This is a genomic window from Cellvibrionales bacterium, assembly GCA_016713115.1.
In the GTDB taxonomy this organism is placed as follows: Bacteria; Pseudomonadota; Gammaproteobacteria; order Pseudomonadales; family UBA7239; genus UBA7239.
Map to the genome: position 1 here is coordinate 822,836 of JADJPU010000001.1, position 14,391 is coordinate 837,226.

Here is a 14,391-nt window from a genome sequence, read left to right on the forward strand (position 1 = left end):
ATTAGCTTCGCTGTTGTATATACGCCAAAAAATCATCGTAATTGCGAATATAGTCTTCTGCGCTGTAATGCTCCGAGGCAAACACCAACAACACCGCATCCGCTGAATATTTATACTGAATGCCCCAAGTGCCGGCCGGCAAGAAAACACCTTGATTGGGCTGTTGCAACAAAAACTCTTGTCGCGTTTTGCCATCATCTGCCACCACACTGACACTGCCTTTCGCACAAATCAGAAACTGATGGCAGACTTTATGCGCATGCTCACCGCGCGTTTCCGCACTCGGCACATCAAACACCATGAAGTAACGGCGCACAGGGAAAGGAATATGCTGCTCAAACTCTCCTACGGTTAAATTACCGCGCAAATCTGTCACTAAAGGCATGGTGTGCAGAGTGACACCCTTAACATTCGTAGCGCGCACGCCAGGCTTATCGGTATCTACAAACGCAGAACCGACACTCACTTTATTTTGCTTATTGTCTTCATCGGCATAACCGACAATGCGCGCTGGGTTGCCCACCACAATCGCATTGGCCGGCACGGAACGCGTAACCACGGCACCCGCACCAATCATAGCCTGCTAGCCGATAGTAAGCCCTGGGAGAATTGTGGCATTAGCGCCGATGGACGCACCGCGCCCAATCACCGTGCGCGGAAATTTTTCTGGGTACTGTTTACTGCGCGGAAAAGGATCGTTGGTAAAAGTGGCATTGGGGCCGATGAATACATCATCTTCCACGGTAATGCCATCCCACAATTGCACGCCGCACTTCACCGTCACACGATCACCCAGCACCACATCGTTCTCAATAAAAACATGATCGCAAATATTGCAGTCGCTGCCGAGTACGGCACCAGGCAACACATGCGCAAATGCCCAAATGCGCGAATTTTTGCCTATGTTTTTACTATCACAAATGCCTTGTGCATGAACGAAATAATCCATCTCTCTTTACTCTTAAGGGTTTTTATTTTCAGTTTTTCCAAGGAATGATTCTGCGCGCATTACCACAGAAACAGGTCGGCCTTGCGTGTTGGCATAGGCTCGCCACACATAGGCACCCAATAGACCAATGCCCGCCGTATTCAATGCACCAAAAAACAACACCGTCAAAATAGTGGCCGCATAGCCAGGCACTTCCACCCAACCCGTCACCTTAAATACCAGCACCATCAAGCCAAATAAAATAGAAAACAGAACGCCAATGCCGCCAAAAGAAATCAGCAACTTCAATGGCAGATCGGAAAATGAAAAGATACTGTCCATCAGATAATTGATTTTCTTTTTCAGCGTCCACGCACTCACGCCATGTTGTCGCTCGCGGCGCTGATAGGCCACGGTTTTGCGACGAAAGCCCAACCAAAACAATAAGCCAATCAAGGAACTGTGCGATTCATCCAGCGACAGCAATTCATTACGAAATTGGCGGTTGCAGCCAAACATATCCACACCGCCCGCCGGCACCTCTTTAATAATAAATTTGCGATACACCCACCAGAAAATTTCTGAGGACCAACGGCTGCGCCATGGATCATTGCGTGCATCGCGCGTGCCAACCACCACATCGGCTTCATCAGCCTCTAGCAACCGAAAGAACTCCAACGCCAACTCCGGCGGTTCCTGCAAATCGGCCGCCATCACCGCAAAAAAAGAGCCGCTCGCCACTTGCATTCCGGCGCGAATCGCAGCAAAGGAACCATAATTGCGTGAGTGCAGCAGCAGCTGTGAAGCAAAAGGCATTTCCGGTAAACGCTGACGCAAAATGCTGTAGGAATTGTCAGGGCTGCCGTCCACCACAATCACCACTTCCAATTTGCCGGACAGCTTCTCATTCATATCCGCCAGCACTGCCAATAAATCGGGCAGCGACTCTTCATTTTTGTAAACTGGAATGATGAGCGAATACATCAAGCCACCCAATTGTTAATGCAGTTTGCTACCACATCCACTTCATCCAGCGTCAACTCTGGGTAACAAGGCAAGGTGAGAATTTCACCGCGCACTTTTTCACTCACGGGCAGCGCAAGTGCAGCGTATTGGCCGCCAGTGACCGGTTGCTGCGTATCCAAAACAGGGTAGTGAATATCACTGGCGATGCCATGAGCGTGCAAATGTTTTTTCAGCGCATCGCGCTGGGTGCAACGAATGACATACAAATGCGCCACATGATCTGCGCCTGTAATATTGGGTACACGCACGGCAGAATTTGTAATTTTTTCAGCATAATGCTTGGCAATTTGACGGCGTTTTTCATTCCAGCCATCCAACAATGGCAATTTCACTGACAACAGCGCTGCCTGCATTTCATCCAAACGGCTGTTGCGCGCACCGCCATCCGCCACCGTGTATTTCGTTGTCCAGCCGTATTGACGCAAACTGCGCACACGCGCCGCCAAAGCCGCATCAGATGTCGCCACTGCGCCACCATCGCCGAGCGCGCCGAGATTTTTAGTCGGAAAAAAACTAAAGGCTGCAATATCGCCAAAACTTCCCGCGCGTTTGCCATTGGCTGTAGCGCCATGTGACTGCGCGCAATCTTCCACCAGCGCAATACCGTGTTTTTTTGCCAAGGCACATAAAGGCTGCATATCTGCTAACTGACCAAACAAATGCGTAATGATGATCGCTTTGGTTTTTGGCGTGATGGCTTTTTCCGCACACGCAACATCCATCAGCAAATTACTTTCTTGAATATCGACATACACCGGCACAGCGCCGATAGCGCGAATCGCCGTGCTGGAATAAAAACCTGCATTGGCAACAGTGATCACTTCATCGCCTACATTGATATCCAGCGCGCGCAAGGCTAATTCAATAGCTTCTGTGCCGTTAGCCACGCCGATAGCATCCGTTACGCCGCAGTACGCCGCAAACGCCTTTTCAAAAGCAGCCACTTCTGGCCCCATGGCATACCAGCCGCTGTCAATCACGCGAGCTGCTGCCTTATGCAAACCTTCTGCAATAGCGCTGTTGTGCAATGAAAGGTCGTTAATTTTATCGATACTCATGTTTAAAACTCTCTATATTTTTTGTTTGTTATTTTTTAAAAATAAAATAACCCATTGGGGTAATCATATCTTTCGGCGTCATTTCACCTATCGTACTCATGTAAGAGTTGGCAATAAATGCGAACTGCTGAATGGTTTCTGGCGCGAGCCCTTCCATCAATAAATGCTGATTGACATAGTGGCGATACCCCTTCTCTGTCATTTCAACATTGCAATGTTCCATGCCTGAAAAACCAGCCTCTCTTGCCAGCTCACGCATTTCATGGATATCAAAAATATATTTATCTTCAATTTTCTCTAATCGTTCACGATCACCGCCTATCCATTTGGCTTTCATAATGTGGCGCGTCATGTGATTGATGCGCTTATCATCCGCCTCACTCAGAACACCCCATTCTGTTCTGCGCTCAATGCGCCGCATTAAGTCACCCACAAAAGCAATAATCATTTTCCCCTGCAGCACAGGCTCATAAAAAATAGCCTGCCCACCAGGGCGAAGTAATTTACTCAATCGATGAATGATTTTTTTATAGTCGATGAAATGATGGAGTACGCTATGCCCCACCACCAAATCAAAGCTCCCATCACGGAAAGGTAAAAAATTGGCATCGCAAGCGTGATAGCGCACAGGCACTTTACTCTCGCCCACCACGCCAGCGGCTTTTTGCAAAAACTTGGTAGAAATATCGCAGGCACTTACCGACATAAAGGGAAAACGATGCGCCAAGCCCCAAGTTAACTGCCCTGTGCCGGAACCAATCTCCAATACATCGCCATACACCGGCTTCGTTTGATCAAAGACTTGCCTCCAATCACGCGCCACTTTTTCGCGACGCACATCATCAATATTGTGGTGATCGTCGTAATCTATTGCCTCCAAAAAAGTAAACGCTGAAGGATCTTTTAACAATTGAGGAATGCCATCTACAACCGTATATTTTTCATTGCACGATTGGCACTGCAATTCTTCATTGGTAACAGATTTGATGCAGCCATCCCCACAGCGCGGGCACGCAAGAACGGTCAACAAGTATGGCTTGTATACGGGCATCGGCACTCCCAGTGCGTTATTCATCATTATCTTGCGAGTATAACGACATCAGGTGCCGCTCGCTGCCGACTCAACCATCGGCTTCTCTTTGGTACTGAATTTGTAGATCACAATTTCACCCACCGGCACGGTGATAACTGCCTGCGTCTTCAACGCGTAAGTTTTTTGTAATGCAGCGGCGGCCTGCTCAGTGGTCGGTTGGCGCAGAGCCACATAATAAAGATCGCTCACCGCAGGATGCTGCAGTATGTAATCCAAGACACGCGACTTTTCATTCTCTGCCGTATAGCGCCGCCCCACCCACGCTTCGTCTATCGGAATACCGCCTAATTTGAGATAAGTTTCCACCCAATCATTGGCCGTTGCGACAGCAACCGTGCCCGCAGCCGCTTGACCAATATCCTGCTGCAGCCACTCGACGGCTTGGTGCGTCGGCCCCGCTTGTGCGCGCTGCTTGGCACTATCATCAATAACCGGCGGTTCTTTAACACTGTATTTCAGTACAGATAACTTGCCCACAGCTGTCTCTACCGAGGCTTCACTCAGCAATCGATAACGCATTTGCAACATCAACTCCGCGCCCTCTGCGTTGGGTTCTTGCAGCGCAAAGTAATACAGTGTGTCTATGCTGGGATGCTGTTGCACATAGCGATAGACGCTATCCGCCTGTGCATTGATGACATAACTGCCATCCCAATTTTGCGGCACAACAATGTTGTTATAGTCCAAGTACGGACGAATCATGTTGTGCGTTGTCAGAATGTGATAAGTAGTAGGATCTTTTGCGCCGATATCGTCAGCCACGCTGCGCACAAGATCGTTGCTGCGATTGCTGCCCACCGCTTGCAACTGCTCAGCATCGGGTCTCTCATGCAAAGCAAACTTGTAAACATCGAGCGAGCCAGCCTCAATACTCGCTGCAGCTTTTGATAACAATCGATACTTCATTTTCAAAGGCACCAGTGCTGTTTCCGCATTTGGCTCACGCAAGGCAAGGTAATACAAAATTTCTTTGTCTTTGTGTTGCTCAAAATACTGCGACACACCCCAAAAGTTTTGCGCCACATAATAACTCCGAGCTGGCCAGTCTTTATCAAATTCAATGCCATCCTGTCTGAGATAATGTTCAAACCAATCGTGCGTCATAATTACAGAATACGGTTGCCGCTTAGCACTAGCGCGCAAATCATTTTTAATAATAGCCACAGCTTCACGCACAGGGTCTTTATCTAAATTGCTGTATAAACCAAAGGCCACATTGGCGTTGATTGTCCATACGGTGTAGATAAAGACGGCCGCTATGGTCAGTAAGTTTGCCAATGCTTCACTGCACAGCATGAAGAAGCGCATGCCAACCCAACCGACCAACACTGCTTCGATCATTATTGACACCAAGAAATAGCGCTTTTCAAACAGCGGCGTGGCAACGAGTGACTCCACATAAAATGCCAGCACCGGCACAATCATCAAAAAAATCAAGCAATAAACGATACGCAACTGTTGCGACAAGCCTTGCCGCCAATGTTGCCACGCCGCACACAGCACAATCGCTGCCAACGCACAGCAATGAAACTTCATATGCCCATCATCAGGCGCCAATAGCCGCTGTAAAACATAGTAGGTCTCTTGCGCCGTCGGCACAGCAGATGTCGCCCAATTGCGCGGTGCATCCACTAAGTTGTTGTACATCACGCCCAACCACGGCGAATACAACAACAGCGGCACAGAAAAAATAACACACAGCTCTTTTATGTTTAAGCGGAAGCGCGCAAGCCACATCAAACCGCACAACAGCATTTCTGCCGCAATAAACACAAAACCAGAATAATGCAGATACAGCATCGCTGCGGCAGAGAGAATAAAGCCTACCCTATGCCATTTACAGGCTTTCTCAGAGAATAAAATCTCCAAGAAACAAAAAATGTTCAGGATATTGAAAACCATCAGCATGCTGTAGGCGCGTGCTTCCTGACTGTAATAAACCGCGTTATACGCGCTGGCAATAACCGCTGACGCCAACAGAGCTGCTTGCATAGAAAACCAACGACGCGTCAACCAAAATACCAATGGCGTCCACAGCAAACCAAACAACAACGCATGCAATCGCACGCCGAAATCGGAATAGCCGGTTATAGGCAGTGTTGCGTACATAAAACTGAGATAGCCAGGCGGGTGCGAATCATCCACCATCATCTTCCAAGCGCCTGCGAACGGTTTATAACTTGCAATGACCGCGTACAGCTCATCACTCCACAAACTCTGACGATCAATGCCGTACACACGCTCAACTACGGCCACGATGAACAGCAGTGCGGCAATGAAAAACCACCACTGTCTATACATCTCCTTTCCAACCGCAGCACTCACAGCACTTCCCCTTCTACTTTTAGATAGTCACTGCAATTCGCTACCGGCACTACGACAGGACCTGATGCTACGGAGAAGCGCGTAATACGAAACCGCTTTTTGTTGGCCTGACACAGTTTCTTGTACCTTCTAGAAAAATCTTCATACACAGGGTATCCCGCCGTAAATCCTGCGTCATTCGGCACATACTCTACATAATAAAAATCTGTGCTTGTCGGCGACATACCGGACACATAATCCTTTTCTTTTAGTCGAACTGTGTTTTTTTGCGTAATGCCGTAGCGATCAAAATACAACTGAAACAGCCTACTATTCATCAACACCATTCTTTTCCCGCTATCAACTTTCGTCACACCATCGTTGGCAATAATCTGTGCGGCCCATTCAAACCCCATATCAACACTGCGTCTATATATACTGCCTTGTGTATTGGCCTGAATCTGAAACACCGCCAACACGATGACAATAACCGCAAATACGAATTTTTTTATAGCGCTCTGTTTTATAGCAACAATACCCCTAGAAAATCCTTCCACTATCACCAGTGATAATAATGCCGCGCAAAACAAAAAGGAGCGCGGATCTAGTAGCTTGATAAACAACAATGAAAAAATAGAAGCCATGACCAACATAGCTATCAATACCAATACCCGTGCGCTGATTGCGCTGTATCGCTTCAAGAACAGCAGTGCAGAAACAACCGACAAAGAAACAAACAAACCTACAAGACTAAACGACGCTAGCAATGGCAACTTGAAAAAGCTATTTTTGTTTAAAGAAAAAAATCCAAATAAGTCATTCTTTAGCGCCCAGCCAACTCTATCTGTCAGTGTCAGCAAATAAGGCGCTGCACAAACTAAAATCGGCAACAACAACCAACCCAACATTAATTTTCTATTTTCTTTATCGACAAAGAATACAATCCCTATTGCCTCGACCACAAAAACAATGAGTGCCGTTGGGTTGGTGTAGCACACCAGAAAACCACTCAACCAAAACAGCAGTAGTACGCCGGCATGACAGGGGCAATTCGGCGCCCAGCGCAATTTCCACTGAAACATCTGGTGATCTGCACCTATGTCCAATGGCGCCGGCCTGCGCGCCGCATCCCAAAGCAAGCAGCAATACACATACAGATGCGCTAAACACAGCAAGGCAAATAAGCTGTATGGGGTTACCGAGCGATCAATCAAAATACTTTGAGAATCAACTGCCATTAGCAAAGCGGCCAGCAAGCCGGTGATCGGCGAAAAAAAACGCGCGCCAAATAAATACACCATGAACACCACGCCAATACCCAACACTACTGACAAGGCGCGGATAAAAAAATCAACTGCCGCTGTGAAATCAGAAAACTGACACAACAGGGTGGGATACAAAAATGGCAGGCCCGTTTCTCCGGTGTATTGTTCCGTCATCGCAAACCAGCCCTCTATGTTACAGAAGGAGGCATTAAACAGCCCTTCTGCGCTGAGATTGTTATCTCCCAACGCATAAAACCGCACACTGGCAGCCAAGGCGAGAATCACAATCAGCCAATAGGCATGCCAATTGTCTGCTGAGGTTTTGCTGTCTTGCATGCAATATCCTTATTTGAAATTTATTCAGTTATTTCTGTTATTACAGTATCTACTCTCGACAATGCTGTCAGCCACACAGCCACCCCTGTTATCGACATCACCTGAGCCATCGTCAACACGCGCCACACCGCGTGTGCTGCCACTTCATCCGGCTTGGGATACGGCACTGCAAAATACAGTGGCAGCAATATCAGCAGCAAGAATACATATTGCCAACTCTGTATGCGCGCGGCCAATAACATCACCGGAATTATTGACCAAACAAGATAGTGATCCCATGTTAGTGGCCCTGCAATCAGCGCGCAGAGCACGGTCACGCCGCTGCCCGCTAATGTTATTGACTGATTACCGCGCTCACACACACAGCGCAGCAACAACAATACAGCCGCAAAGACTACACCTACAAATTTCCACCAGCCCACGCCAACAGCAAATGACAACAGATTGCTATCCGCAGACGACAAGCGCGCCAAAGCGGCGGCGAGTGATTGATTTTGGGGATGGATAGGGCTATCGCCCAAGGATGGCAGCACGGTAGCAAAAAACTGATAAAAATCGCTGCGGTGAGTCGGCAGAATTAGCGCCAAGAACAGTGCAGCGGCGATACTAAATCCTCCCAGCACCCGCCACTGTTTTTTTAGGACGCAATACAACAACAACCACACGGGACTAATTTTCAGTATCACCGCGAAACTGAGTGCCACGCCAGCCCACGCCCACTGTTTGCGGCTGAGTGCAAAAATTGTTGTTGCCAAACTCAATAGCACCCAAGCGTCCACCTGCCCAAGGCGCAGCGAAAAAGAAACCGCATGCCACAACAACAAACACAACAAGCCAGTTAGCCACGCGGCGGCGCGCTGTGTTTTGTGCACTGCACATCCCACCAAAAAAACACTCAGCAGCATGGCCAGCAATGCGCTGACGCGATACCAGAGCACACTGCTGTCAAAAGACATTGCCGTAAACGGCAGATGGAACATTGCGGTACTCGGCAAGCCGACAAACGAGGTAAAACGCCCGTTAAACAGTTTTTCACTATTTTGATCAGGGATTTGCGCGATGGCCAGCTGATGCAATGCAGCGCGATCATACGGCGAAACCTCCGCCAGCAACCCATGCGCCGCCGTGCGGTTGATGGCAAAATCCCAAGCAAAACCACTAAAGGCCTGACGATAAAATGGTTCGAGACGCGTCAGTGCAAACAAAGACAGCAGCGCAAAAAAAACGGCTGTGAAAATCCTTCTGCGATCCCATACCGAAGGTTTCATCGCAATGCGTTCTAGCTGTTAGAGATGCTGCACATTGTCAATTTCGTACTCCACTTCACCAGCCGGTGTTTTTACCAGCACCACATCACCCACCTCTTTACCTATCAAGGCGCGCGATTGGTGATGTCAGTGAGATCAAACCAATACTCACATCTGCCTCGTACTCACCCACAATCTTATAGGTGACACTTGTTTCAGTTTCACAATGGATGATCGTAACCGTTACGCCAAAAATTACTCGCACACTTAATGGAATACTACGAATATCGATAATTTGCGCATTCGCTAAACGGCCTTCGAGATCCTGAATGCGACCTTCGAGAAAACCCATCTGCTCGCGCGCGGCGTGGTACTCCGCATTTTCTTTCAAATCGCCGTGTTCGCGCGCTTCGGCAATAGCTTGCGACACCAACGGTTTTTCTTTTTTCAATCTATCCAGTTCGGCGCGCAATGCTTCTGCGCCTTCCACGGTCATCGGAAATTTTGTCATTTCACACCTCGCCTCATTCGACGATAAAAATCATTGCGCGTTTGCGTGCAGTGACTGTAAACGCCGCACCACAGTATCTGCTTGCATGGCAAGCGCCATAGAAGACGCTTCGCCACCCGCCAGCGTGGTGTTGTAGTACACCTTGTGTTGCAGTGCGGAACGACGAATTGTTGAAGAATCTGCAATCGCCTGTCTGCCTTCCGTTGTATTAATAATTAACTGAATTTTGCCGTTTTTAATCATATCGACAATATGCGGACGACCTTCCGTCACTTTGTTGATAATTTCCACTTCCAAGCCCGCCGCTTGCAATTCTTTTGCCGTGCCGCGTGTGGCAATTAAGCGAAATCCGTTTTCATGCAAGCGTTTTGCTACAGAAACAATGCCCGCTTTATCCACTTCACGCACACTGATAAACGCATTGCCACCGTTGCGCGGCAATTTTTCGCCCGCGCCCAACTGTGCTTTACCGTAGGCTTCAGCAAAAGTGATGCCCGTGCCCATCACTTCGCCGGTGGATTTCATTTCAGGGCCGAGAATTGGGTCAACTGAAGGAAACTTATTAAATGGGAATACCGCCTCTTTCACGCTGAAATAAGTCGGCACGATTTCTTTAGTAAATTTCTGCTCTGCAAGAGATTTACCCACCATGCAGCGCGCCGCGACTTTCGCTAGCGACACACCGATACACTTCGACACAAAGGGCACGGTGCGCGAAGCGCGTGGATTCACTTCGATCACATAAATTGTGTCATCTTGATACGCCAACTGCACATTCATCAAGCCGACAACATTTAATTCGCGCGCCATTTTTTTGACGATTTCACGCATCTCGTCTTGCACGGCTGCCGGCAACGAATACGGCGGCAGCGAACAGGCAGAATCACCTGAATGCACGCCAGCTTGTTCAATGTGCTGCATGATGGCGCCGATCACCACTTCCTTGCCATCGGACACTGCGTCGATATCCACTTCGATCGCCGCATTCAAAAATCTATCCAACAATACCGGCGCATCGTTTGATACTTGTACCGCATCGCGCATATAGGTGCGCAATTCGGATTCTTTGTACACGATTTCCATCGCGCGACCACCGAGCACATACGAAGGGCGCACCACCAACGGATAACCAATTTCTGTGGCTTTCTGTACCGCTTCTTCCGCCGAACGCACGGTGGCATTGCGCGGCTGCGTCAATTTTAATTTTTCGATCATCTGTTGAAACAATTCGCGATCTTCCGCGCGATCAATCGCTTCCGGCGTGGTGCCAACGATAGGCACACCCGCTGCCGCCAATGCGCGCGCCAATTTCAGCGGCGTTTGTCCACCGAATTGCACGATCACGCCTTTAGGATTTTCTTTCGCCACAATTTCCAACACATCTTCCAGCGTCACCGGTTCGAAATACAGGCGATCGGAAGTGTCGTAATCGGTAGAAACGGTTTCTGGGTTGCAGTTGACCATGATGGTTTCATAACCATCTTCGCGCATTGCCAATGCCGCGTGCACACAGCAGTAATCAAACTCAATGCCCTGCCCAATGCGATTGGGGCCACCACCCAACACCATGATTTTGTCGCGTGTACTTGGGTTCGCTTCGCACTCTTCTTGATAAGTGGAATACATGTACGCGGTGTCGGTCGCAAACTCTGCCGCGCAAGTATCGACGCGTTTGTATACCGGACGCACATTTAAGGAATGGCGCAGCTCACGAATTGTCGCTTCTTTTTCATTTAACAATGTAGCGAGGCGCGCATCGGAAAACCCTTTGCGCTTTAGCAGGCGCAAATATTCCGCGTTCATATCTTCGATCGACGCTTCCTGCACCGCTTGTTCATAACGCACCAATTCTTCAATTTGCACCAAGAACCAGCGGTCGATACTGGTGGCAGCAAACACATCGTCTACACTCATGCCGAGACGAAACGCATCGGCGATGTACCACAGGCGTTCAGCGCCAACGACTTTCAATTCGCGGCGCACGACATCCAGCGCATCTTCTTCGCCCTCTTCCAACTGTGGCAAACGCGATTCAAAACCCGCTGAACCCACTTCCAAACCGCGCATGGCTTTTTGCAGCGACTCTTGAAAGTTGCAGCCTATCGCCATTACTTCGCCCACCGATTTCATCTGCGTAGTTAAACGCGCATCGGCGGTAGGAAATTTTTCAAAAGTAAAACGAGGTATTTTCGTAACCACATAATCAATCGATGGCTCAAAAGATGCTGGTGTTTTGCCGCCAGTGATTTCGTTTTTCAGTTCATCGAGTGTAAAACCAATCGCCAATTTTGCAGCCACTTTGGCAATCGGAAATCCTGTTGCTTTCGAAGCCAGCGCAGAGGAACGCGACACGCGCGGATTCATTTCGATAACAATCATGCGACCGGTATCGGGGTTTACCGCAAACTGCACATTGGAGCCGCCGGTTTCTACGCCAATTTCACGCAACACCGCCAGCGAGGCATTGCGCATGATTTGGTATTCGCGATCGGTCAGGGTTTGCGCGGGCGCAACAGTAATGGAGTCGCCGGTATGTACGCCCATCGCATCAAAGTTTTCGATGGAGCACACGATAATGCAGTTGTCTTTTTTATCGCGCACCACTTCCATTTCGTATTCTTTCCAACCGAGCAGCGATTCGTCGATCAACAATTCGCTGGTGGGTGAAAGATCCAAACCGCGCTCGCAAATTTCGACAAACTCTTCACGGTTGTACGCAATACCACCGCCGGAGCCGCCCATGGTAAATGACGGACGAATCACCACCGGAAAACCAAAACGGTCGAGAATTTGTAGCGCTTCTTCTAAAGAATGTGCAATGCCAGAGCGCGCAGTATCCAAACCAATCGCTTTCATCGCCTTATCAAAACGATCGCGGTCTTCCGCTTTGTCGATGGCATCGGCTGTCGCACCAATCATTTCGACATTAAATTGTTTCAGCACGCCTTCGCGCGCTAAATCCAATGCGCAATTGAGCGCGGTTTGACCGCCCATGGTGGGCAGCAGGGCATCTGGTTTTTCCTGCTCGATAATTTTTGCCACCGTGCGCCATTCCACCGGCTCGATGTAAGTGGCATCGGCCATGGCGGGGTCGGTCATGATCGTCGCGGGGTTCGAATTGACGAGGATGACGCGATAGCCCTCTTCACGCAGCGCCTTGCACGCCTGCGCGCCGGAGTAATCAAACTCGCAGGCTTGGCCGATGATAATGGGACCCGAGCCGAGAATCAGGATGGATTGGATATCGGTACGCTTAGGCATTTTTTTCTCCTGCGCTACGGCTCTCCGCCATCATCGCAATGAATCGATCAAACAAATCGGCCGCCTCGTGCGGCCCTGGACTGGCCTCTGGGTGACCTTGGAAGCTAAACGCGGGGGTATCGGTGCGCTCTATACCCTGCAAACTGCCGTCGAACAGCGATTTGTGCGTGGTGCGCAAGTTGGCGGGCAAAGTCGCCTCATCGGCGGCAAAGCCGTGGTTCTGGCTGGTAATCAACACCTGCCCTGAATCCAAATCTTGCACGGGATGGTTGGCACCGTGGTGACCGAACTTCATCTTTAGTGTTTTGGCACCTGAGGCGAGCGCGAGCAGTTGGTGACCAAGGCAGATGCCAAAGATTGGGGTTTTAGCTGCTAAAAATGCCTGAATCGCGGTGATGGCGTAATCGCAAGGCTCTGGATCGCCGGGGCCGTTGGATAAAAAAATGCCGTCCGGCTTCATTGCCAACACCTCGCCGGCCGGTGTCTGCGCCGGCACTACCGTCACATCACAGCCGCGCTCTGCCAACAGGCGCAAAATATTGCGCTTCACGCCGAAATCGTAGGCCACCACTTTGTACTTGCGTTCAGTGGTTGTGTTGAAGCCTGCGCCCAACTGCCAAGCGCCTTCGTTGAACGAATAGCGGGTTTTGGTGCTGACCACTTTCGCCAAATCCATGCCCTTGATGCCGGGCCAAGCGCGCGCCAATTCCAGTGCCTTGGCTTCGTCGATGTTGTCGCCCGCCATTAAACAGCCGTTTTGCGCGCCTTTTTCACGCAGTACGCGCGTGAGGCGGCGAGTGTCGATGTCGGCCAAGCCAACAACATTGTGGCGCTGCAAGTAGCAGGATAAATCTTCTGCGCTGCGGAAATTGCTGGCGAGCAGGGGCAGATCGCGGATGATCAGGCCGCGGCACCACACACGATCCGACTCTTCATCTTCCGGATTACAGCCAACATTGCCGATGTGCGGGTAGGTCAGGGTAACGATCTGTTCGCAGTAGGAGGGGTCGGTCAGGATTTCCTGATAGCCGGTCAGCGCTGTGTTAAACACCACCTCGCCGGTGGAAACGCCTTCCGCACCAATACTGGTGCCGCGAAAAATGCTGCCGTCAGCCAGTGCCAGCAGAGCGGGTTTTCTCTTGAGACCTATCACACACATTCCCCTTTCGGTTTCTCAGGCGCAACGAGCCACCCCTCACGCAAGGTAACTCATTGAAATTATTGAAGATAACTGGAGAGCGGCTTAAAAAAAACGGGCTGAACTCTCGCTCATCCCGTTTCTTTGCAAACTGTTATTGCGCCACTGCGGCCTCTCGTCTTCAGGTTGCTACCTGAGGGCGTATTGTACGGGAAGGGGGGGAT

Annotated in this window: 8 protein-coding genes and 2 pseudogenes; all 10 read right to left on the minus strand. The window is 49.7% G+C overall.

Features of this window, described 5'->3' with window-relative positions:
• Nucleotide 1: 1 nt before the first annotated feature.
• Nucleotides 2-949, minus strand: a pseudogene (locus IPK30_04035) (WxcM-like domain-containing protein).
• A gap of 12 nt (nucleotides 950-961) precedes the next feature.
• Entirely contained in the window at nucleotides 962-1,912 is a 951-nt protein-coding gene (locus IPK30_04040) for a glycosyltransferase family 2 protein (GenBank protein ID MBK8102462.1), read from the minus strand.
• Nucleotides 1,912-3,012: a DegT/DnrJ/EryC1/StrS family aminotransferase gene (locus IPK30_04045; protein ID MBK8102463.1), complete on the minus strand. Its 1,101-nt coding sequence runs from the start codon at nucleotides 3,010-3,012 to the stop codon at nucleotides 1,912-1,914. The genes IPK30_04040 and IPK30_04045 overlap by 1 nt, the downstream gene beginning before the upstream one ends.
• A 28-nt stretch (nucleotides 3,013-3,040) precedes the next feature.
• Complete coding sequence (locus IPK30_04050) at nucleotides 3,041-4,063, minus strand: methyltransferase domain-containing protein (GenBank protein ID MBK8102464.1); 1,023 nt, start codon at nucleotides 4,061-4,063, stop codon at nucleotides 3,041-3,043.
• Between the two features lie 48 nt (nucleotides 4,064-4,111).
• Nucleotides 4,112-6,406: a glycosyltransferase family 39 protein gene (locus IPK30_04055; GenBank protein MBK8102465.1), complete on the minus strand. Its 2,295-nt coding sequence runs from the start codon at nucleotides 6,404-6,406 to the stop codon at nucleotides 4,112-4,114.
• A gap of 20 nt (nucleotides 6,407-6,426) precedes the next feature.
• Entirely contained in the window at nucleotides 6,427-8,010 is a 1,584-nt protein-coding gene (locus tag IPK30_04060) for a hypothetical protein (GenBank protein MBK8102466.1), read from the minus strand.
• Between the two features lie 20 nt (nucleotides 8,011-8,030).
• Entirely contained in the window at nucleotides 8,031-9,278 is a 1,248-nt protein-coding gene (locus tag IPK30_04065; GenBank protein ID MBK8102467.1) for a DUF2029 domain-containing protein, read from the minus strand.
• A gap of 18 nt (nucleotides 9,279-9,296) precedes the next feature.
• Nucleotides 9,297-9,768 (minus strand): annotated as a pseudogene (greA, locus tag IPK30_04070) (transcription elongation factor GreA).
• Nucleotides 9,769-9,798: 30 nt separating this feature from the next.
• Entirely contained in the window at nucleotides 9,799-13,029 is a 3,231-nt protein-coding gene (gene carB / locus IPK30_04075; protein ID MBK8102468.1) for a carbamoyl-phosphate synthase large subunit, read from the minus strand.
• Complete coding sequence (gene carA, locus IPK30_04080; GenBank protein MBK8102469.1) at nucleotides 13,022-14,188, minus strand: glutamine-hydrolyzing carbamoyl-phosphate synthase small subunit; 1,167 nt, start codon at nucleotides 14,186-14,188, stop codon at nucleotides 13,022-13,024. The genes carB and carA overlap by 8 nt, the downstream gene beginning before the upstream one ends.
• Nucleotides 14,189-14,391 lie beyond the last annotated feature (203 nt).